Source organism: Arenimonas daejeonensis (assembly GCF_007993735.1).
Taxonomy (GTDB): Bacteria; Pseudomonadota; Gammaproteobacteria; order Xanthomonadales; family Xanthomonadaceae; genus Arenimonas; species Arenimonas daejeonensis.
The window spans coordinates 1,427,285-1,446,374 of record NZ_CP042453.1 but is presented as its reverse complement, the minus strand read 5'-3'; the positions used below and the strand labels follow the sequence as shown (position 1 = coordinate 1,446,374).

The 19,090-nt window shown below is 68.7% G+C and carries 18 protein-coding genes and 3 pseudogenes; 11 read left to right on the top strand and 10 right to left on the bottom strand.

Features of this window, described 5'->3' with window-relative positions:
- Nucleotides 1-36: 36 nt before the first annotated feature.
- The gene (locus FRZ33_RS06855) at nucleotides 37-924 is read left to right on the top strand and encodes an aspartyl/asparaginyl beta-hydroxylase domain-containing protein (protein WP_146908644.1); all 888 of its coding nucleotides are present in this window, start codon (nucleotides 37-39) and stop codon (nucleotides 922-924) included.
- Nucleotides 925-940: 16 nt separating this feature from the next.
- On the opposite strand, the gene FRZ33_RS17640 is transcribed toward FRZ33_RS06855, so the two are convergent.
- Nucleotides 941-1,096, bottom strand: a complete 156-nt coding sequence (locus FRZ33_RS17640; protein WP_425480620.1) for a hypothetical protein — start codon at nucleotides 1,094-1,096, stop codon at nucleotides 941-943.
- Between the two features lie 221 nt (nucleotides 1,097-1,317).
- On the opposite strand from FRZ33_RS17640, the gene FRZ33_RS17635 reads away from it, so the two are divergent.
- Nucleotides 1,318-1,788, top strand: a complete 471-nt coding sequence (locus FRZ33_RS17635) for a sulfotransferase (protein WP_158637136.1) — start codon at nucleotides 1,318-1,320, stop codon at nucleotides 1,786-1,788.
- 283 nt (nucleotides 1,789-2,071) lie between these two features.
- A complete protein-coding gene (gene fusA, locus FRZ33_RS06845) occupies nucleotides 2,072-4,108 on the top strand; it encodes an elongation factor G (RefSeq protein WP_146908642.1) in 2,037 nt (678 codons plus the stop codon).
- A 34-nt stretch (nucleotides 4,109-4,142) separates the two neighbouring features.
- Here fusA and FRZ33_RS16845 read toward each other — a convergent pair whose 3' ends face one another.
- The 6 genes from FRZ33_RS16845 to FRZ33_RS06820 all read right to left on the bottom strand — a co-directional run bounded on the left by FRZ33_RS16845 (nucleotide 4,143) and on the right by FRZ33_RS06820 (nucleotide 9,989).
- Nucleotides 4,143-4,487, bottom strand: coding sequence for a cytochrome d ubiquinol oxidase subunit II (locus FRZ33_RS16845; RefSeq protein WP_265468738.1), 345 nt, complete (start codon nucleotides 4,485-4,487; stop codon nucleotides 4,143-4,145).
- Entirely contained in the window at nucleotides 4,448-5,134 is a 687-nt protein-coding gene (locus FRZ33_RS06840; RefSeq protein WP_265468737.1) for a cytochrome d ubiquinol oxidase subunit II, read from the bottom strand. The genes FRZ33_RS16845 and FRZ33_RS06840 overlap by 40 nt, the downstream gene beginning before the upstream one ends.
- A 1-nt stretch (nucleotide 5,135) precedes the next feature.
- Nucleotides 5,136-6,479, bottom strand: a complete 1,344-nt coding sequence (locus FRZ33_RS06835; RefSeq protein WP_146908640.1) for a cytochrome ubiquinol oxidase subunit I — start codon at nucleotides 6,477-6,479, stop codon at nucleotides 5,136-5,138.
- Complete coding sequence (locus FRZ33_RS06830; RefSeq protein WP_146908639.1) at nucleotides 6,476-7,051, bottom strand: GbsR/MarR family transcriptional regulator; 576 nt, start codon at nucleotides 7,049-7,051, stop codon at nucleotides 6,476-6,478. The genes FRZ33_RS06835 and FRZ33_RS06830 overlap by 4 nt, the downstream gene beginning before the upstream one ends.
- A 107-nt stretch (nucleotides 7,052-7,158) precedes the next feature.
- Nucleotides 7,159-9,393 carry a carbohydrate binding family 9 domain-containing protein gene (locus FRZ33_RS06825; protein WP_146908637.1) on the bottom strand — a complete coding sequence of 745 codons (2,235 nt, stop codon included), beginning with the start codon at nucleotides 9,391-9,393 and terminating at the stop codon, nucleotides 7,159-7,161.
- A 104-nt stretch (nucleotides 9,394-9,497) separates the two neighbouring features.
- Nucleotides 9,498-9,989, bottom strand: a complete 492-nt coding sequence (locus FRZ33_RS06820; protein WP_146910603.1) for an SET domain-containing protein — start codon at nucleotides 9,987-9,989, stop codon at nucleotides 9,498-9,500.
- Between FRZ33_RS06820 and FRZ33_RS06815 the strand changes: the two are divergent.
- The 8 genes and pseudogenes from FRZ33_RS06815 (at nucleotide 9,955) to FRZ33_RS06780 (ending at nucleotide 17,334) form a co-directional block, all read left to right on the top strand.
- Nucleotides 9,955-11,132: pseudogene (locus tag FRZ33_RS06815) on the top strand (VIT1/CCC1 transporter family protein). The gene FRZ33_RS06820 and the pseudogene FRZ33_RS06815 overlap by 35 nt on opposite strands.
- A gap of 82 nt (nucleotides 11,133-11,214) precedes the next feature.
- Entirely contained in the window at nucleotides 11,215-11,664 is a 450-nt protein-coding gene (locus tag FRZ33_RS06810; protein ID WP_146908635.1) for an SUF system Fe-S cluster assembly regulator, read from the top strand.
- 1 nt (nucleotide 11,665) lies between these two features.
- On the top strand, nucleotides 11,666-13,108 hold the full coding sequence (gene sufB, locus FRZ33_RS06805) for a Fe-S cluster assembly protein SufB (protein WP_146908633.1): 1,443 nt from the start codon (nucleotides 11,666-11,668) through the stop codon (nucleotides 13,106-13,108).
- Nucleotides 13,109-13,211: 103 nt separating this feature from the next.
- A complete protein-coding gene (sufC, locus tag FRZ33_RS06800) occupies nucleotides 13,212-13,976 on the top strand; it encodes a Fe-S cluster assembly ATPase SufC (protein ID WP_146908632.1) in 765 nt (254 codons plus the stop codon).
- A 2-nt stretch (nucleotides 13,977-13,978) separates the two neighbouring features.
- Nucleotides 13,979-15,279 (top strand): annotated as a pseudogene (sufD, locus tag FRZ33_RS06795) (Fe-S cluster assembly protein SufD).
- Nucleotides 15,276-16,499, top strand: coding sequence for a cysteine desulfurase (locus FRZ33_RS06790; protein WP_146908630.1), 1,224 nt, complete (start codon nucleotides 15,276-15,278; stop codon nucleotides 16,497-16,499). The pseudogene sufD and the gene FRZ33_RS06790 overlap by 4 nt, the downstream one beginning before the upstream one ends.
- Nucleotides 16,496-17,023: a GNAT family N-acetyltransferase gene (locus tag FRZ33_RS06785; RefSeq protein WP_146908628.1), complete on the top strand. Its 528-nt coding sequence runs from the start codon at nucleotides 16,496-16,498 to the stop codon at nucleotides 17,021-17,023. Before FRZ33_RS06790 ends, FRZ33_RS06785 begins: the two co-directional genes overlap by 4 nt.
- The gene (locus FRZ33_RS06780) at nucleotides 17,020-17,334 is read left to right on the top strand and encodes a non-heme iron oxygenase ferredoxin subunit (protein WP_146908627.1); all 315 of its coding nucleotides are present in this window, start codon (nucleotides 17,020-17,022) and stop codon (nucleotides 17,332-17,334) included. Before FRZ33_RS06785 ends, FRZ33_RS06780 begins: the two co-directional genes overlap by 4 nt.
- 3 nt (nucleotides 17,335-17,337) lie before the next feature.
- On the opposite strand, the pseudogene FRZ33_RS06775 reads toward FRZ33_RS06780, so the two are convergent.
- The 3 genes and pseudogenes from FRZ33_RS06775 to FRZ33_RS06765 all read right to left on the bottom strand — a co-directional run bounded on the left by FRZ33_RS06775 (nucleotide 17,338) and on the right by FRZ33_RS06765 (nucleotide 18,998).
- A pseudogene (locus tag FRZ33_RS06775) lies at nucleotides 17,338-17,923 on the bottom strand (HutD/Ves family protein).
- Nucleotides 17,924-18,078: 155 nt separating this feature from the next.
- Nucleotides 18,079-18,588 (bottom strand): REP-associated tyrosine transposase, encoded by a 510-nt coding sequence (locus FRZ33_RS06770; protein ID WP_146908625.1) that lies wholly within the window; start codon nucleotides 18,586-18,588, stop codon nucleotides 18,079-18,081.
- A 62-nt stretch (nucleotides 18,589-18,650) separates the two neighbouring features.
- Nucleotides 18,651-18,998 (bottom strand): ComEA family DNA-binding protein, encoded by a 348-nt coding sequence (locus FRZ33_RS06765; protein WP_146908623.1) that lies wholly within the window; start codon nucleotides 18,996-18,998, stop codon nucleotides 18,651-18,653.
- Nucleotides 18,999-19,090 lie beyond the last annotated feature (92 nt).

Sequence of the window (19,090 nt, the reverse complement as noted above, 5' to 3'; positions counted from 1 at the left end):
CCAGGCCGGGACGATGCCGGCGACGTTCGGAATGTGATGAAACTCCAGGTCCCCTTCCTGCAACTGCCGGTCAGCTTCGATGCCGCCGCCCTGGCGGAAGAGATCGCCGGCATCGACGAGTCGCACTGGCGCCCGCACCCCAACAAACTGCCGGGAAACTCGGCCCTCACCCTGGTGTCCACCGGCGGCGACCCCGACAACGACGAACTCGACGGCCAGATGCGGCCGACCCCGGCGCTGCTGCAGTTGCCCCGGGTGCGGCAGGTACTGGCGGCACTGGGTGCCACCTGGGGCCGTTCGCGGCTGATGCGCCTCTCCGGCCAGGCCGAGGTGACCGCCCACGTCGACACCAACTACTACTGGCGCGACCGCATGCGCGTGCACGTGCCGGTCACCACCACGCCCGGCGTGCGTTTCCAGGTCGGCGAAGCCGAGACCCACATGGCCGCCGGCGAATGCTGGATCTTCGACACCTGGTCGCGGCATCGCGTGCTCAACCAGGACGACAGCACCCGCATCCACCTGGTCGCCGACACGGTCGGCGGCGGGCAGCTTTGGGACCTGATCGCGCGCGGCCGCCCGGCCGGCCGCGACATCCCGGGCTGGCAGGCCCGCCCGGTTCCCCTGGGCAAGGACGAGCCGGCGCTGGACTACGAATCGGTGAACCTGCCGACGGTGATGACGCCCTGGGAAATGCGCGAGCATTTCGTGTTCCTGCTTTCCGAGGCCGTGCCGCATCCGCGCCTGCCCGCCGTGCAGCAGGGCCTGCTGGATTTCTCCCGGCGCTGGCAGGCGCTGTGGGCGGCCTTCGGCGACCGGCCCGAAGGCTGGCCGCGTTACGCCGCGCTGATCGAACAGGCGCGCGCGCCGACCTGCTGGCGCGCGGCGCCGGCGAGATCGGCCTGCGCAACGAAGTCGGCCTGATGTTCATGGTCGAAGGTTACGTACTGGGCGTGGCGCTGACCGAAAAGGCAGTCGGCAAGAGCGCATCGCGCAAGGACGTGCACGGCGCCGACACCGGGCCCGGCAGCGCGGCGGCGGCCCCGGCGGTGCGTGCGCCGGCCAGTGCGCAGACCTTCGATCGCCCGGTGTTCATCGTCAGCCCGCCGCGGTCCGGTTCCACCCTGCTGTTCGAAACCCTGCTCGCCGCGCCCGGTCTGTACACCATCGGCGACGAAAGCCACAGCCTGATCGAAGGCGTGCCGGGACTGGCGCCGTCGCAGCGGCAGTACGACTCCAACCGGTTGCTCGCCGCCGACGCCGATCCGCGTATCGCCGCGCAGCTGCGCCAGCGTTTCCTGGACGCCCTGCGCGACCGTGACGGCAAAGCGCCGACGGCCGACCGGCTGCGCATGCTGGAGAAGACGCCAAAACGCCCTGCGCATTCCCTTCCTGCGCGAAGTATTCCCGGAGGCGCGTTTCATCTACCTGCACCGCGACCCGCGCCAGGTGCTGGGCAGCATGATCGATGGCTGGCAGTCGGGCGAATTCGTCATGTATCCGAACCTGCCGGGCTGGAACGGTCCGCCCTGGTCCTTCCTGCTGACGCCCGACTGGCGGGCGCTGTCGGGCCAGCCGCTGGGCCGGATCGTGGCGGCGCAGTGGGAAACCACGACCCGGCTGCTGCTCGACGACCTGGCCGCCCTGCCCGCCGACGCCTGGACCACGGTGGATCACGGCCGGTTCCTGGCGTCCCCCAGGCCGAAGTGGAGCGCCTCTGCGCCTGGGCCGGCTGGTCCTGGGACCGCGCCCTGGGCGCCGCCCTGCCCCTGTCGCGCTACACCCTGACCGCCCCGGACCCGGAAAAATGGCGCCGCCACGCCGCCCTGATCGAGCCCGAACTGCCGGGCCTGCAGGCCACCCTGGCCCGCGCGGCCCGGGCCGCCCAGCGCTGAACCCCGGCCCGCGCCCCACGGGTTGACCCGGCGGGGCGCTGGTGGAAGGCTAGTCCCCCGGCCGCGGCCGGGCTTCCGCCATGACCGACGCGCGGTCGCGCGAAAACGACCTGGCAGCGCCTCTGCGCCGCCGACCATGACGGCCTATCCACCCATGCCTTGGGAGAGACGGCCTCATGTCGTACAGCACAGAAACCATCCGCAACGTGGCCCTGGCAGGCCACTCCGGCGCCGGCAAAACCACCCTCTTCGAAGCCCTGCTGCATGCCGGTGGCGCGATACAGACGGCAGGCAGCCTCGAACGCGGCACCACGGTGTCCGACTTCGATCCCATGGAACGAAGCCGCGGCCATTCACTGAACACCGCGATCGCATCCACCGACCACGCGGGCATCCACGTCAACCTCATAGACACCCCGGGTTATCCCGATTTCCGCGGCCCGACCCTGTCGGCATTCTCCGCGGTGGAAACCGTCGCCATCGTGATCAACGCCGGCACCGGCATCGAATACGGCACGCGGCGCATGATGGAGCACGCCAAAGCGCGCAACCTGTGCCGGGTGATCGTGATCAACAAGATTGATTCCGAGCCGGCGAAGCTGGCCGCATTGGTGGATGAAATCCGCGACGCCTTCGGACCGGAGTGCCTGCCGATCAACCTGCCCGCCGACGGCGGCAAGACCGTGGTGGACTGCTTCTTCAACCCCGAGGGCGAGTCCGATCTCGGCCCGGTCGCCGACGCGCACCAGCGCATCATCGACCAGGTGGTCGAGATCAACGAACAGGTGATGGAGCGTTACCTCGAGGACGGCGAAACCGGCCTCAGCGGCACCGCCCTGCACGACGCCTTCGAACAGTGCCTGCGCGAAGGCCACCTGGTGCCCGTGTGTTTTGTCTCCGCGCGCACCGGCGCCGGCGTGAAGGAACTGCTGGACCTGGCGGAAAAACTTTTCCCCAACCCGCTGGAAGGCAACCCGCCGCCGTTCGAGAAGAACGGCCAGCCAATCACCTCCACGCCGGACCCGAAGGCGCATGTGATCGCCGACGTATTCAAGATCGTCAACGACCCCTTCGTCGGCAAGCTCAGCATCTTCCGCGTGTTCCAGGGCACGGTGCGCAAGGACAGCCAGCTGTTCATAGACGACGGCAAGAAGCCCTTCAAGGTCGGGCACCTGTTCAAGCTCAAGGGCAAGGACCACGTCGAGATCGACCAGGCCATCCCGGGCGACATCGCCGCCGTGGCCAAGATAGACGAGGTGCACTTCGACGCCGTGCTGCACGACAGCCACGACGAGGACAACATCCGGCTGCACCCGCTGGCCTTCCCGAAACCGATGTTCGGCCTGGCGATCGAGGCCGCCACCCGCGGCCAGGAACAGAAACTGTCCACCGCCCTGCACAAGCTGGCCGAGGAGGACCCGGGTTTCCACGTCGAACACCACGCCGAACTCAACGAAACCGTGATCCGCGGCCTGGGCGAACTGCACCTGCGGGTGATGCTGGAACGCATCAAGGACCGCTACGGCGTGGACGTGAGCTCGCGCCCGCCGCGCATCGCCTACCGCGAGACGATCGGCTCGCAGGCGGAAGGCCACCACCGGCACAAGAAACAGACCGGCGGCGCCGGCCAGTTCGGCGAGGTGTTCCTGCGCATCGAGCCGCTGGAGCGCGGCAAGGGTTTCGAGTTCGTGGATGCGGTAAAGGGCGGCACCATCCCCGGGCAGTTCATTCCGGCGGTGGAAAAAGGTGTGCGCCAGGTGCTGCACGGTGGCGCCATCGCCGGTTACCCGCTGCAGGACGTGCGCGTGACCGTGTACGACGGCAAATACCACACGGTGGACTCGAAGGAAGTCGCCTTCGTCGCCGCCGGCAAGAAGGCTTTCCTCGATGCGGTGCTCAAGGCCCGGCCGCAGGTGCTGGAGCCGATCGTGGACCTGACCGTGGCCGCGCCGGAAGCGCACATGGGCGACATCACCGGCCAGCTGGCCGGCAAACGCGCGCGCATCCACGGCACCGACGCCGGCCGCGGCGGCGAGATCGTGGTCAAGGCCCAGGTGCCGCTGTCGGAACTCACCGACTACGCGGCCGAACTCAAGGGCGCCACCGCCGGCCGCGGCCGTTACGACCTGGAGTTCAGCCACTACGAACCGGTGCCGGGCAATGTGCAGAAGCAGCTGGTCGAGGCCTTCAAGCCGCACCACGACGAGGACTGACGCTTCCACGGGGCGGCCTCGGCCGCCCCGCGAATCATTCGTAGCTCAGGTCCCCGCTGCGGCCCCAGAACACGCGGTACACGTAGATGGTGTAGCCGACGATCATCGGCAGGGTGACCAGCGCGCCGACCAGCATGATCTTCAGCGAACCCGGTGCCGCGGCCGCTTCCCACAGCGTGATGCGGTCGATCACCAGGTAGGGGAACAGGCTGTAGGCCAGGCCGATGAAGGCCAGCACGAACAGCGCGATGCCGCCGGCAAACGGCACCCAGTCGCGCGCGGTCTCGCCCTTGCGCAGGCGCCGCAGTGCCGATTCGGTGGCGGCAAACACCAGCGCGGTCAGCACCGGGACCGGCAGCAGGAACAGCAGCTGCGGCAACGCGAACCACTTCTCGAAGATGCGCGGGCTGACCCAGGCGTGGCCACCGACACGGCAGCGATGCCCAACGCGGTCAGCCAGAGATTGGCGTAGGCCCAGCGCAGCGCGCGCTCGCGCAGTTCGCCCTCGGCCTTGAGCACCAGCCAGCCGGCGCCCAGCAGCGCGTAACCCGCGCACAGGCATAGTCCGATCGCGATCGCGAACATCACCGCCACGGCGTCGTCGCGGAAGCCGAGGATGTAGCTGCCCAGCATGAATCCCTGCGAAAACGCCGCGAGAAGCGAGCCGGCCCAGAACGCGCCGTTCCACAGCGGCTTGTGCGCCGCGCGCGCCTTCACCCGGAAGTCGAAGGCGACGCCGCGCAGGATCAGGCCGATCAGCATCGCCGCCACCGGCAGGTAGAGCGAGCTCAGGATCACGCCGTGCGCCAGCGGGAACGCCACCAGCAGCAGGCCCACGCCCAGCACCAGCCAGGTTTCGTTGGCGTCCCAGAACGGGCCGATGGACGAGATCATGCGGTCCTTCTGCGGGTCGGACGCGCCGCGCAGCAGGATGCCGACGCCCAGGTCGTAGCCGTCCAGCACCACGTACAGCAGCATCGCCAGCGCCATCAGCCCAGTGAAGATCAGCGGCAGGGCAGCGTCCATCTCACACCTCCTGCAGGCCGGCGACGGCCGGTTTGTGGTCGGGTTTGCCGCGGTGGCGGGCCAGGTAGAACAGCACCGACACATACGAGCCCAGCAGCAATGCGTAGATCAGCAGGTAGGCCGACAGGCTGATGCCGATCACCGGCGCTGGGGTATCGGAAATCGCGTCCACCGTGCGCAGTACACCGGTCACCAGCCAGGGCTGGCGGCCGATCTCGGTGACGTACCAGCCGGCCAGCGTCGCCAGCCAGCCCGAGAAGGTCATCGCCACCAGTGCCTTCGCCTGCCAGGCGCCGGGCTCGCCGCCACGGCGCAGGCGCCAGGCGGTCCACCAGGACACCAGCAGCATCAGCACGCCGGTGCCCACCATCACGCGGAAACCCCAGAACACGGGCGCCACGGGCGGGTGCTCGCCAGGGAAGGAGTCGAGGCCTTTCACTTCGCCGTCGAGTTCGTGGGTGAGGATCAGGCTGGCGAGCTTCGGGATGCCGATGGCGTAGTCGTTCGTGCGGGTTTCTTCGTTGGGCATGGCGAAGATCAGCGCCGGCGCGCCCTTCTCGTCCTGCCACACGCCCTCCATCGCCGCGACCTTGGCCGGCTGGTGTTCCAGCGTATTCAGGCCGTGCAGGTCGCCGACGTAGATCTGCACCGGGATCAGCAGCGCCGCCACGGTGACGCCGGTACGCAGCGCCGCCATCACGTCCGCGCCGCGGTCGTGGCGCAGCCAGCGGTAGGCGGACAGGCCCGCGATCAGGAACGACGCCGTCAGGCCCGAAGCCAGCAGCATGTGCGTGAGCCGGTACGGGAAGGAAGGATTGAACAGGATCGCCAGCCAGTCGGTGGCATGTGCGCGCCCGTCGATCATCTCGAAGCCCACCGGCGTCTGCATCCAGGAGTTCAGCGACAGGATCCAGAACGCGGAGGCCGTGGTGCCGCCGGCCACCAGCACGGTGGCCAGCGTATGCATGCGCTCGCCCACCCGCTTGCGCCCGAACAGCATGATGCCGAGGAAGCTGGCTTCCAGGAAAAACGCCGTCAGCACTTCGTAGGCCAGCAGGGGCCCGGCGATGTTGCCCACCGTTTCCATGTAACCCGGCCAGTTGGTGCCGAACTGGAAACTCATGGTGATGCCGCTGACCACCCCCATGGCGAAGGTCAGCGCGAACACCTTCACCCAGAACTGGTAGGCGTCCATCCAGTGCTGCTTGCCGGTGCGCAGGAAACGCAGCTTGAAGAACAGCAGGAACCAGCCCAGGGCGATGGTGATGGTCGGGAACAGGATGTGGAAACTGATGTTGGCTGCGAACTGGATGCGCGCCAGCAGGGCCGGGTCGAGTTCGCTCACGAGGCCTTCTCCTCGCTGCCGGCCGTGCCGCCCAGGCCGCGCACCTTGTCGGTGAACTGCAGCAGGGTCGTGGCTTTGGAACCCAGCGACATCAGTTTCTCGAGCGTGGACGGCGAGAGTTTGCGCACTTCGGCGAACCACTCGGTCAACTGCTCGATCAGGTCGTGCATCTCGCGCATGCGCGCCTGGGCGTGGCGTTCCTCGGGCGAATCGGGCGCTTCCAGCAGCGCGTCGCGCAGCATGGACAGGGTCGGGTCCACTTCACGGCGCTGCCGCTCCTCGGCCAGGGTCTTGAAGATGGCCCAGACGTCCTCGGGCGCGGCGTAGAAGTCGCGGCGGTCGCCGGGCTGGTGGCTCAGCCGCACCAGGCGCCAGGAGGACAGTTCCTTCAGGCCCATGCTCACGTTCGAGCGGCTGACCCCGAGCCGGTCGGTGATCTCGTCGGCGGTCAGCGGCTGGGCCGAGATGAACAGCACCGCGTAGATCTGCCCGACGGTGCGGTTGATGCCCCATCGGCTGCCCATCTCACCGAAATGCAGGACGAAGGACTGGCTGAGCGGAGGGAGATTCATGGCCCTGACCCGAAGTTTCAGAAATTTCTGAAACATTAGACTCCTGACCGCCCCCGCCGGGCAAGCCGCCCGGCCAGGCAGTTCAGGAAGTCGTCACGGCCAGGCGGTCAATTGGCGAAGCGGTAGCTCAGCTTGACCAGGATCTGCTCGGCGTCACGCAGCGAGGTGGCGTCACCCAGCAGGTCGGCCAGCGAGCGGCTCTGGTTGTCCTCGTCCAGCCCGCCGCGGCTGTAGACCACATACAGGTCCGACAATGGCGCCAGTTCGTAGCGGTAGCGGACCTGGAAGCCGAGGTTGGAGAGGCTGAAATCGCTGACATCGGCCGGTGTGGGCACGGCCACCGGCTCCCCGCCCGGCCCGACTTCCCAGGCCTGGCGCAGGCGGGCGTCGAGCGCGAGGGTTTCGAGTTTCAGGCGCAGCTCCTGGCGGGTACCGATCTGCCATTCCAGGTTGGCGCCGATCCGCGCGATGTCCGAACGGTAGCTGGCCAGACGGGTGCCGCCGCGCCAGAGCAGCCAGTCCGGTATGTGCTGCAGGCCGAACACGCCCTCAAGGGCCAGGCTGTCGCTCACATGCAGGGTCGGCTCGAAGTTCAGTTCCAGGCCCAGGCCTTCGGCGCCTTCCAGACCTTCCGCCGCCGAACGTGCGTTGACGTACTGGGACCAGTAGCCACGCCGCGGGCGCGAACGTTCCCAGAACAGGTAGAGCTTCTCGGGCACGCGCACGGCGCCGTTGCCGCGGGTGATCAGGTCGTCGTGGCCGTCGGTCCAGGTGGCGAGGTCCAGGTATTCGGAACCGCCATCGCGGCGTTCGCTGTAGCGCGCCACCGCCACCGCCTCGGCGATGCTCAGGCCGTGGTCATTGCGGCGCGTGGACGCCGCCCAGCGCCATTCATGCGACGCGTAGGCCGAGGTTTCCGGCAGATTCGGGAAACGCCGCGCCAGTTCATAGCGCAGGTAGTTGAAGTTGTTGCGGTCCAGGTAGCCGATGTCGTTGAGCTGCAGCTCGTCGCCGAGGTGCAGGAACCACAGCTGCTGGCGCCAGCCCTCGCCCATCTCGTAGTCGGCCTTGATCTGCAGGCCGCTGTCTTCGCTGGCCTGGCCGGCCTGCTTCACCTGCGAGGCGACCACCTGGCTGCGGATGTTCCAGGCCGCCGTCGGCGTCCACTGGTGGTCCACGGAATACACGGCCGCGGTGCGGTCCAGGAAGGGCCGGTCCACGTAGGTCAGCATGGTGCCCAGGTCCTGCGTGCCGAAATCGCGGGTGGCGCGCAGGGCGAAGAAATCGCGGCCCACCTCGTCGGCCTCGGTGGCGGCCAGCAGGCCGTATCGCACCTGGCCCAGGCTGCCGTTGAGCTTCACCGCGGCCTCGACGTCGCCCGCACCGCTGCCGTCGTCGGCATTGCCGCCGATGCGGCGGGTGTACAGCAGGCGGCTGTTGCCGGCGCCGAAGGGCACGTCGAAAAGGCCCTGGTTCTCGGTGAAAAACGGCCGCTTGTCGCCGAAGAAGGTTTCCACCGCGCCGAAGTTCACCACCAGGTCGTCGCTTTCGACCTGGCCGAAATCCGGGTTCAGCGTGGCCGACAGCTGGAACTGGCCGTTGGGTTTCCAGAACAGGTCGGCGCCGACGTCGTAGTCCGTGTCGCCGGTGATGCGATCGTTGACGACGACACCGTAGGGCGTCACCGCCAACAGCGACTGTTCGTAAAGCGGCACTTCGATCTTCGCGAACTCGGACAGGAAACGTGGCTTCTGGAAGCTGATGTCGGGCCAGCCGAAACGCTCGCCCGTGCTGCCGACCACGCGGTCGACGTAGATGCCCAGCGTGCGCTTGCCGTCCTCGGGCCGGGCCATCGGTGCCACGTGCCAGGGGATGCGCATTTCCACCGACCAGCCGGTCTCGTCCTGCGTGACCGCGCGGTGCCAGAGGCCGTCCCAGTCGGTGTTGAAGTTGCGCTCGCTGGTGATCACTTCGTCGCTGATGCCGTCCGCGATGGTGACCATGAAGTCGTAACCCGTGCGGCCGTCGCCGTCGAAGTCCACCATGAAGTTGACGCGGTCGAGCTGGCCACCCTGGTCGCGGCGGGTGCGCTGGGTGGTGCGTGGCACGCCGGCGGGCTGTTCATTGCGGAAGGCCACGGCCAGGCCTTCCGGCGTGGCCAGGATCCAGGCTTCGGTGCGCAGGCGCGCCGGTTCGCCACTCAGGGGCTGCACCATGACGAAGTCGGTGATGTGGCGGGCACCGGCCCATTCCTGCGGATCAAGGCGGCCGTCGATCTCGACGGCGGCGACAGGCAGGGACACCAGCGCGCACAGCGCCGGCAGCAGGCGGGACAGATTCATGCAGGGACCAGGGCCAGGGACCCGCGCATCTTGGTGATCCGGCGGCGGCGCGCCGAGGGCCATAGGTCATGCCAACCCTCCGCCAGCACCGCGCAACACGTGGATCAGGACTTCGCCTTGCGCCTGGCCTTGGTTTTCGGCTGCAGCATGGTGCCGGTGCAGCTCTTCGCCCCGCAGCGGCAGGCCCAGATCTTCTTCTGCTTCGCGGTATGCGCTTCGACCAGGGTGATGCCGTAGTTGTAGGTCAGCTCTTCGCCCGGGGCGATGTCGCGCATGGCCTCGATGTAGATGCGGTCCTTGCGCTTCTTGCCGGTGTCCGACTCCAGGTGCGCGGCCTCGCAGTTCGGGTCGCAGCTGTGGTTGATCCAGCGGGCGTCGTTGCCGTCCACGTTGGCGTCGATCACGTACTTGTCGTTCAGGGTGAAGATGAAGGTGTGGCCGGAGTCGACCTCGTCGGCGTACACCCGGTCCACTTCATCGTGCGTGCGCAGCAGGCCCTTGTAGCGGATCACGCGCTCGCCCTTGGCGATCGCCTGGGTGGCGAAGACGCCGTTGCCGTGGATGGCGGAGCGGCGGGCTTCGATCTTCTTGGGCATCTGCTGGTGTTCCGGGACGGCGAGGGGCGCCATTGTCCCGCATGCGGGCGGATCGCGCAGCCCCGGCGTGCGCGCGCTTAGACTGGGCCAGGCCTCAGGAGCTCGGACCATGGACCCCGGCAACAGTTGGCGCGAGGAAAAACAGTCGGCCTGGCTCTATCGCGCCCTTGCCGGCGCCGAGCCCGATGCCCGCATCGCCGCCCTGTTCCGCGCTTTGGCCGAGGCGGCCGAGGCCCAGGCGCTGACCTGGGCGGCATCGGCGCGCGAGGCCGGCGAAACCCTGCCTGAGGTCTTCGTGCCCGAACGCCGGGCCCGCCTGGTCGCCGGACTGGCCCGCCGATTGGGGCCGCGGCGGATGAAACCGGCGCTTGCCGCACTCAAGGTGCGTGGTCTGTCCGCCTACACCGCCGCGCTGTCGGGCCACCTGCTGCCCACCGACCTGGCCCAGGTCGGCCTCAGCCACCGCTCGGTCGGCGGCGGCAATCTGCGGGCGGCGATCTTCGGTGTGAACGACGGCCTGGTGTCGAACGCCAGCCTGATCCTGGGCGTGGTCGGTGCCAGCGCCTCCACCGGCACGGTGCTGGCCACCGGCATCGCCGGCCTGCTGGCCGGCGCGCTTTCCATGGCGGCTGGCGAATACGTGTCGGTGCGTTCGCAGCGCGAGCTGTTCGAATACCAGATCGGGCTGGAGTCGGACGAACTGAAGAAATATCCGGAAGCCGAGGCGGAAGAGCTCGCCCTGATCTACATCGCCCGCGGCATGCCCGGCGACCAGGCCCGCACTTTCGCCCACCAGTTGGTGAAGAACCCGGCCCAGGCCCTGGACGTGCTGGCCCGCGAGGAGCTGGGCCTGAATCCCGACGACCTGGGGTCGCCGGTGGGCGCCGCGGTTTTTCCTTCAGCGCCTTCACCGTGGGCGCCCTGATTCCGCTGGTGCCTTTTTTCGCCGGCAGCGCCCTGCCCCAGGCCGCGTTCTGGGGCACCGGGCTGGCGGCCGCGGGCCTGTTCGGCACCGGCGCGGCGATGAGCCTGTTCACCGGCCGCAATCCCTGGGCCGGTGGCGCGCGCATGCTGGGCATCGGCGCGCTGGCCGGGGCCACGGTGTTCGCCATCGGCCGCCTGATCGGTGTCGACGTGGCCTGAACGGCCCCACCGCCCCGGATTGAGCCGACCGGGCTTAAAACGTACAATTTCGGTCCTAATTGAACCACGGGCCGCCGACGCCATGCTCCGCGTCACCAAACTCACCGATTACGCCACCGTCGTGCTGGCCGCCCTGGCCTCGGCGCCCGACCGCGTGCTGTCGGCCGCCGAGCTGGCGGAACGGGCGCGCCTGGAGCCGCCGACCGTGGCCAAGGTGCTCAAGCCGCTGGCCCACGCCGGCCTGGTCGAGGGCTTCCGCGGCGCCGCCGGTGGTTACCGGCTGGCCCGACCCGCGACCGAGATTTCGCTGATCGCGATCGTCGAAGCCATTGAAGGCCCGCTGGGCATGACCGAATGTTCGGGCGAACACTCCAGCTGCGAACACGAACCGCACTGCGGCGTGCAGTCGCACTGGCGCCGCATCAACGACGTCATCGCCGACGCGCTCGGCGGCATCACCCTGGCCGACATGCTGCCGCCCCCGGCGGCGCGCAAGGCCATCCCGCTGCACCTGGCGCGGGCAGGAGCCTGACATGAACACCCGCAACGCAGAGATCGTCGAACACCTGGCGCGCCGCTACGACGCCGGTTTTGTCACCGACATCGAATCCGACACCCTGCCGCCCGGCCTGAACGAGGACGTGGTGCGCTTCATCTCGGCCAAGAAGGGCGAGCCCGAGTGGCTGACCGAATGGCGTCTCAACGCCTACCGGCACTGGCTGACGATGACGCCGCCGCAGTGGGCCAAGCTGGACATCGCACCGATCGACTTCCAGGCCGTCAGTTACTACGCCGCGCCGAAGGGGCCGAAATACGCCTCGCTGGACGACGTGCCGAAGGAACTGCTCGACACCTACGAGAAGCTGGGCGTGCCGCTGCACGAGCGCGCCAAGCTTGCCGGCGTCGCCGTGGACGCGGTGTTCGACTCGGTGTCGGTGGGCACCACCTTCCGCAAGGAACTGGCCGAAAAGGGCGTGATCTTCTGCTCGCTGTCCGAAGCCGTGCACGAACACCCGGAGCTGGTGCGCCAGTACCTGGGCAGCGTCGTTCCGACCGGCGACAACTACTTCGCGGCGCTGAACTCGGCGGTTTTCTCCGACGGCAGTTTCGTGTTCATCCCCAAGGGCGTGCGTTGCCCGATGGAGCTGAGCACCTATTTCCGCATCAACGCCCGCGACACCGGCCAGTTCGAGCGCACCCTGATCATCTGCGAGGACAAGGGCCACGTGTCCTACCTCGAGGGCTGCACGGCACCGATGCGCGACGAGAACCAGCTGCACGCGGCGGTGGTCGAGCTGGTGGCGCTGGAAGACGCCGAGATCAAGTATTCGACCGTGCAGAACTGGTACCCGGGCGACGAGAACGGCGTCGGCGGCATCTACAACTTCGTGACCAAGCGTGGCGAATGCCGCGGCGCGCGCTCCAAGATCAGCTGGACCCAGGTCGAGACCGGTTCCGCCATCACCTGGAAATACCCGAGCTGCGTGCTCAAGGGCGACGACTCCACCGGCGAGTTCTATTCGGTGGCGCTCACCCACCACCGCCAGCAGGCCGACACCGGCACCAAGATGATCCACCTGGGCCGCAACACCAAGTCCAAGATCATCAGCAAGGGCATCAGCGCCGGCCGCGGCCAGAACACCTACCGCGGCCTGGTGAAGATGGAGAAGACCGCCGCCGGCGCCCGCAACTACACCCAGTGCGACAGCCTGCTGATCGGCAAGAAGTGCGGCGCCCACACCTTCCCCTACATCGAGGTCAAACACCCGACCGCGACGGTGGAACACGAGGCGACCACGTCCAAGATCAGCGACGACCAGATGTTCTACTGCCGCAGCCGCGGCATCGGCGAAGAGGACGCGGTGTCCATGATCGTCGACGGCTTCTGCAAGCAGGTGTTCAAGGAACTGCCGATGGAGTTCGCGGTCGAGGCCAAGAAGCTGCTGGAAGTGTCGCTTGAAGGGGCTGTCGGCTAGGCCGGGCTCCCCCTCCCCAGCCCTCCCCACTGCGTGGGGGAGGGAGTTGATAAGGCCCTTTCCGCGCGGCGGAGTAGGGTGAAGTTATCCAGAGAAACGAATCATGCTGAAGATCGAAAACCTGCACGCCAGCGTCGCCGGCAAGGAAATCCTCAAGGGCCTGTCGCTTGAGCTCAAGCCCGGGCAGGTGCACGCCATCATGGGGCCCAATGGCGCGGGCAAGTCCACGCTGGGCAACATCATCGCCGGGCGCGAGGGTTATGAAGTGACGCAGGGTTCGGTGAGCCTGGACGGTGTCGACCTGCTGGCGCTGGAGCCCGAAGAACGTGCCGCCGCTGGCGTGTTCCTGGCCTTCCAGTACCCGGTCGAGATCCCGGGCGTGAACAACACCTATTTCCTGCGCGCGGCGCTGAACGCCCAGCGCAAGGCGCGCGGCGAGAGCGAGCTCGACTCGATGCAGTTCCTCAAGCGCGTGCGCGAGAAGCTGGCCGTGCTGCACCTGAAGGACGAGCTGCTGCACCGCGGCGTCAACGAGGGCTTCAGCGGCGGCGAGAAGAAGCGCAACGAGATCTTCCAGCTGGCGCTGCTGGAACCGAAGCTGGCGATCCTGGACGAGACCGATTCGGGCCTGGACATCGACGCGCTCAAGGCCGTGGCCGACGGCGTGAACCTGATGCGCTCGCCTGAGCGCGCCTTCCTGGTCATCACCCACTACCAGCGCCTGCTCGACTACATCAAGCCGGACGTGGTGCACGTGCTGGCCGATGGCCGCATCGTCGAGAGCGGCGGCCCTGAGCTGGCGCTCGAACTCGAGGCGCACGGCTACGCCTGGGTGAAGGACCGCATCGCCCCCGAGGCGAAGGCCTGAACATGGGCGGCTTGCTGGAATCGCTGAAGGCGGGTTTCGACGCCCTGCCCGCCCCGCTGGTCGAGACGCAGGGCCTGGGCGCCGCGCGTCGTGCCGCGCTGGAGTCTGCGCTGGCCGATGGCCTGCCGGGCGCGCGGGTGGAAGCCTGGAAATACACCTCGCTGCGTGCGCTTTCGGCGCGCGGGTTCTCGGCGCCGGTGCCGGTGAACGTGGATGCGGCCGTGGTGGCCGGCATCGCGGCGCCGCGCCTGGTCTTCGTCAATGGCCGCTACGACGCGGCACTGTCCGACCGCAGCGACCTGCCCGATGGCGTCGAGCTGCGGCCGATGTCGGAAGCACTCGGCGGTGACGATCCGCGCGCGGTATCCGTGTTCGGCCGCCGCTTCGAACACGCGCCGACGAACCTTTCGCGCGATTCAACGCCGCGCTGGCCGTGGAAGGCGTGCGCCTGAGCGTCGAGGCCGACACCGCCGTGGCGACGCCCGTCAACCTCGTCTTCATCGGTGCGCCCGCTGGCGCCGACCAGGCCACGCACCTGCGCCACCTGGTCGAGCTGCGCACCGGTGCCTCGCTGACCGTGATCGAACATCATCTGGGCGCCGGCCCGCACCGCCATCTCGCCAATCATCTGGTCCATGTGCACCTGGCCCGCGACGCCCGACTGAAACATGCCCGCGTGCAGGACGAGGACAGCGGCGCCAGCGTGTTCGCGCGTACCGACGCCGTGCTCGCCTCCGGCACCGAATACCGCCGGGCCGACCTGGAACTCGGCGCCGGCCTGTCGCGCCACGAACTCAACATCGCCCTGCAGGGCGAAGGCGCCACCGCCATCGCCGGCGGCGTGCTGCTGGCCGACGGCCGCCGCCACCTCGACACCCGCCTGGGCATCGAACACCAGGCCCGCGACACCCGCTGCGAACTGCCCTGGCGCGGCCTGGCGGACGGCCGCGGGCGCGCGGTCTTCCACGGCGGCATCCTGATCCACGCCGGCGCCGACGGCAGCGAGGCGGAGCTGTCGAACAAGAACCTGCTGCTGTCGGACAGCGCCGAGATCGACACCCAGCCGGTACTGGTCATCCACGCCGATGAAGTGAAGGCCGCGCACGGCGCCACCGTCGGCCGGCTGGACGAAACCGCACTGTTCTACCTGCGCAGCCGCGGCCTGGGCCTCGAGCCCGCGCGGCAGCTGCTGATGCAGGCCTTCCTGCGCGAACCGCTGTCCGCGCTCGACGATGCCGCCCTCGCCGAGACGCTCGGCAACCTCATCACCCGACGCCTCGACCGCAAGGACGTTACCGCATGAGCACCCGCCCCGACTGGCTGCGCATCCGCGCCGATTTCCCGGTGCTGACCCGGCAGGTGCACGGCAAGCCGCTGGTCTATCTTGATTCGGCCAACACCTCGCAGAAGCCGCAGGCGGTGATCCGCGCGGTGGACGAGTTCTACCGCGAGCACAACGCCAACGTCTCGCGCGCCGTGCACACGCTGGGCAGCGAGGCGACCGAAGCCTACGAAAACGCACGCACCGCGCTGGCGGCGCACCTGAACGTGCCCGGCGACGAGCTGGTGCTGACCTCGGGCACCACCTTCGGCATCAACCTGGTCGCCTACAGCTGGGCGCTGCCGCGGCTGAAGGCCGGCGACGTGATCCTGCTCACGCGCATGGAACACCACGCCAACATCGTGCCCTGGCAACTGGTGGCCGAACGCACCGGCGCGAAGATCAAGGTGGTCGAGATCACGCCGGACGGGTCGCTGGACCTGGACGACCTGCGCGCCAAGCTGACCGGCGAAGTGAAGCTGCTGGCCTTCACCCATGTGTCGAACGTGCTGGGCACCGTCAATCCCGTCGCGCAGATCTGCCGCGAGGCGCGCAAGCGCGGCGTGGTGACCCTGGTGGATGGTTCGCAGGCGCTGCCGCACCGCGCCGTGGACATCCCGTCGCTGGGCTGCGATTTCTACGCCTTCACCGGCCACAAGATGCTCGGACCCACCGGCACCGGCGGGCTGTGGGCGCGACGCCAGCACCTGCGCGAGATGCCGCCCTTCATCGGTGGCGGCGAGATGATCAAGGAAGTTCGTTTCGAGAAGACGGTGTACAACGACCCGCCGCACAAGTTCGAGGCCGGCACGCCCAACATCGCCGGCATCGTCGGCCTGGGCGCCGCCGTGGACTACCTGCGCGGCATCGGCATGGACCAGATCGAAGCCCGGGAACAGGCCCTGCTCGACATCGCCACCCGCGAGCTGTCGGCCATCGAGGGCCTGAAGATCTTCGGCACCGCGCCCGGCAAGGCCGCCGTCATCAGCTTCCTGGTCGAAGGCGCACACGCCCACGACCTGGCGACGCTGCTCGACCTGGAAGGCATCGCCGTGCGCTCAGGCCACCACTGCGCGCATCCGTTGATGGCGCACTACGGCGTGCCGGCCACCTGCCGTGCCTCGCTGGCCTTCTACAACACCCACGTCGAGATCGAGCAGTTGGCGGCGGCGATCCGCAAGACGAGGAAACTGCTGGCATGAGCCTGCCCCTGCGGTTCCGTGCCGCCGACGCCAGCGACGTACTGGCGGTGGTGATGCTGGTCGAGTCCGCCTACCGGGGCGACGCCAGCCGCGCCGGCTGGACCACCGAAGCCGACCTGCTGGACGGCCGCCGCACCGGACCCGATGACGTGATCGCCTGCATACACCGGCCGCAGAGCCGGCTGCTGCTGGCCGAACGCGGCGGCGAACTGTTGGCCTGCGCGCACGTCGCGGTCGAGGACGATGCCGGGTATTTCGGCATGTTCTCGGTCGCCCCGGGCCAGCAGGGCGGCGGCGTAGGCAAACTTGTTCTGGCCGAAGCCGAACGCATCGCCCGCGAGGACTTCGGCATGGCCGTGATGCGCATGACGGTGATCGACCTGCGCGACGAGCTGATCGCCTTCTACGAACGCCGCGGCTACCGCCGCACCGGCATCAAGAAACCCTTTCCCTACGGCGACGCCCGTTTCGGCCTGCCCAAGCGCTTGGACCTGCGCTTCGAAGTGCTGGAGAAACCGCTGTGAACGGCTGGGTGCGCGTCTGCGCCACGAGTGAGCTGCTGCCCGGCGAATCGCGCGTGGCCTGGGACGGCGACACGCCGATCCTGGTGGTGAACCTCGATGGCGAGCTGCATGCGCTGGAGGACAAGTGCACGCACGAGGATTACGAGCTCAGCGCCGGCATGCTGGACGGCGAGCAGATCGAATGCACGCTGCATGGCGCGCGTTTCGACCTGCGCACGGGCGCGGCGCTGTGTGCGCCGGCCTACGCGCCGGTGCCCAAGTTCCCGGTCAAGGTGGAAGACGGCGCGGTCTGGACCCGCGACGACCGCTGAGCCTCAGGCCAGCGGCTCGAGTTTGGCCAACAGGGCTTCGCCGCCGCCTTCCAGGATCAGGCGCGCGGGACCGTCCGGGTCCGGCAGCAGCAGCACGCTGTCGCCCTGGGCCAGGTGCAGCGGCCGTTGCAGGTCCTTGAACTGCGCCTGGCCCTGCATCAGGTACACCAGCCAGGTGACGCCCGGTTCGGCGAAAAACCATCGGCCCGACCAGCGGGCGGTGCAACAAGGTCGCGCGCACCGCGTCGCGGCGCCACATCAGGTTGAAGTCGTGGGTGGGGCCGTCCAGCAGCTCGGCCTGCAGCGGACGTTCCCCGGCGAAACGCAGGCGATCATGCGGCGGCAGCAGCGTGGCCACCTCACCGTCGTCGAAGGCCAGGCGCATGCCCTCGCCCGCCAGCAGCACCAGCTCGCGGTCGCAGCCCGGGAAGGCGGAGAACGGCGCGTCCTGGTCGATCTCGGCGATCGACACCCGCCACGACCAGTCCGCCGCGCCTTCGGGGTGGCGATAGACCTCGCGGGTCCAGCCACGTTCATTGCGCCAGCGTTCGCGACGGTATTCGTTGGCGGGCAGGTGCACCAGGCGCATCAGGTGGCCTGCAGCGATGCAGGATCGCGGGTGGAGTACGCCACTGCTTCGCCCGGGAACAGCCCCTGGCCCGCACCAGCGATGCGGGATGGGGCGATGCGATAGCGCGGCAGGATCATGCCGCGCAGTCTAACGCAGGCCCGATCGGCCCCGGATCACCCGGAACCGTCGTCCCCCGGCAGTAGCCACGCGGCGTTCCAGTACGCGTAGTCGCCGATGCGTTGCACCAGCCCCGCCCGCAGCGGCAGGCCGACCAGCTGGCGCGCCACCTGCACCGGATCTTCCCCGGCCTGCAGCCTGCGGTCCTGGAAACCGCGGCCCCAGAGCCAGCCGTTGACCCGGTGCCGGTCCTCGACCGCACGCGAGGTGATCGCCTTGAACCGGCCGATCAGCGTGGACAGGCTGTCGCGCTCTCCCAGCGTCACCAGGCCCTGCCACTGGTCGGGCAGCAACACCCAGGCCAGCAGGCTGGCATCGCGCCAGGGCCAGGCCGCCGTGTGCACGCGGCAGACCGCGCGCGCGGCCTCGTCGTCCACGAACACGGCACGCCGGTAGAGCGTGGCCACGGTGACCACGTGCGTCTGCCCCGGCGTGGCGGGCTGTACCAGGCGTTTCGCGCGATGGCCACGCGCGGGACGATCGGGCGGGGACAGGATCGCGGACATGCGCGCCTCGAAATATTCGGAAAGAAGGCCCGGCCGGAGCCGGGCCGAAGAGCCACCAGGAATCAGTTCGAGGCCGGTGCGGGCTCCGCTTTGGCCCTGGCCGCGGCCCCGGCCGCCACCGGACGGGCGGCCGGGGCGCCGCCGCCGACCGAGATGCGGTCGCGGTTCTGCTCGATGGTGGCCAGGCCGATGCCCTTGACCTCCGACAGTTCGTCGGCGCTGCGGAAGGCGCCGTGCTGCTCGCGGTGCGCGACGATGGCCTCGGCCTTGCTCGGGCCGACGCCGTCGAGCACACGGTCGAGCGTGGCGGCGTCGGCGGTGTTGATGTTCACCTTCTCGTCGGCGGCGAAGGCGCCACCGGCCAGCAGGGCGGAGAACAACAGGGACAGCAGCGGAATGGACTTCTTCATGGCAGTTCCTCTCTCGGGTTGGCGGTAAGTTCGGACCCCGCGGCGCACACCGCGGCGGTGTGGCCAGTCTCTGGAAGCGCCGTCCCGCGGCC

Bases quoted from the DNA above. Each gene is read 5' to 3' on its own strand.
- FRZ33_RS06855 (WP_146908644.1), top strand. From the start codon at position 37: ATGAAACTCCAGGTCCCCTTCCTGCAACTGCCGGTCAGCTTCGATGCC.
- FRZ33_RS17640 (WP_425480620.1), bottom strand. From the start codon at position 1,096: ATGAACACCGGGCGATCGAAGGTCTGCGCACTGGCCGGCGCACGCACC.
- fusA (WP_146908642.1), top strand. From the start codon at position 2,072: ATGTCGTACAGCACAGAAACCATCCGCAACGTGGCCCTGGCAGGCCAC.
- FRZ33_RS06840 (WP_265468737.1), bottom strand. From the start codon at position 5,134: ATGGACGCTGCCCTGCCGCTGATCTTCACTGGGCTGATGGCGCTGGCG.
- FRZ33_RS06830 (WP_146908639.1), bottom strand. From the start codon at position 7,051: ATGAATCTCCCTCCGCTCAGCCAGTCCTTCGTCCTGCATTTCGGTGAG.
- FRZ33_RS06825 (WP_146908637.1), bottom strand. From the start codon at position 9,393: ATGAATCTGTCCCGCCTGCTGCCGGCGCTGTGCGCGCTGGTGTCCCTG.
- FRZ33_RS06820 (WP_146910603.1), bottom strand. From the start codon at position 9,989: ATGCCCAAGAAGATCGAAGCCCGCCGCTCCGCCATCCACGGCAACGGC.
- FRZ33_RS06810 (WP_146908635.1), top strand. From the start codon at position 11,215: ATGCTCCGCGTCACCAAACTCACCGATTACGCCACCGTCGTGCTGGCC.
- sufB (WP_146908633.1), top strand. From the start codon at position 11,666: ATGAACACCCGCAACGCAGAGATCGTCGAACACCTGGCGCGCCGCTAC.
- sufC (WP_146908632.1), top strand. From the start codon at position 13,212: ATGCTGAAGATCGAAAACCTGCACGCCAGCGTCGCCGGCAAGGAAATC.
- FRZ33_RS06790 (WP_146908630.1), top strand. From the start codon at position 15,276: ATGAGCACCCGCCCCGACTGGCTGCGCATCCGCGCCGATTTCCCGGTG.
- FRZ33_RS06785 (WP_146908628.1), top strand. From the start codon at position 16,496: ATGAGCCTGCCCCTGCGGTTCCGTGCCGCCGACGCCAGCGACGTACTG.
- FRZ33_RS06770 (WP_146908625.1), bottom strand. From the start codon at position 18,588: ATGTCCGCGATCCTGTCCCCGCCCGATCGTCCCGCGCGTGGCCATCGC.
- FRZ33_RS06765 (WP_146908623.1), bottom strand. From the start codon at position 18,998: ATGAAGAAGTCCATTCCGCTGCTGTCCCTGTTGTTCTCCGCCCTGCTG.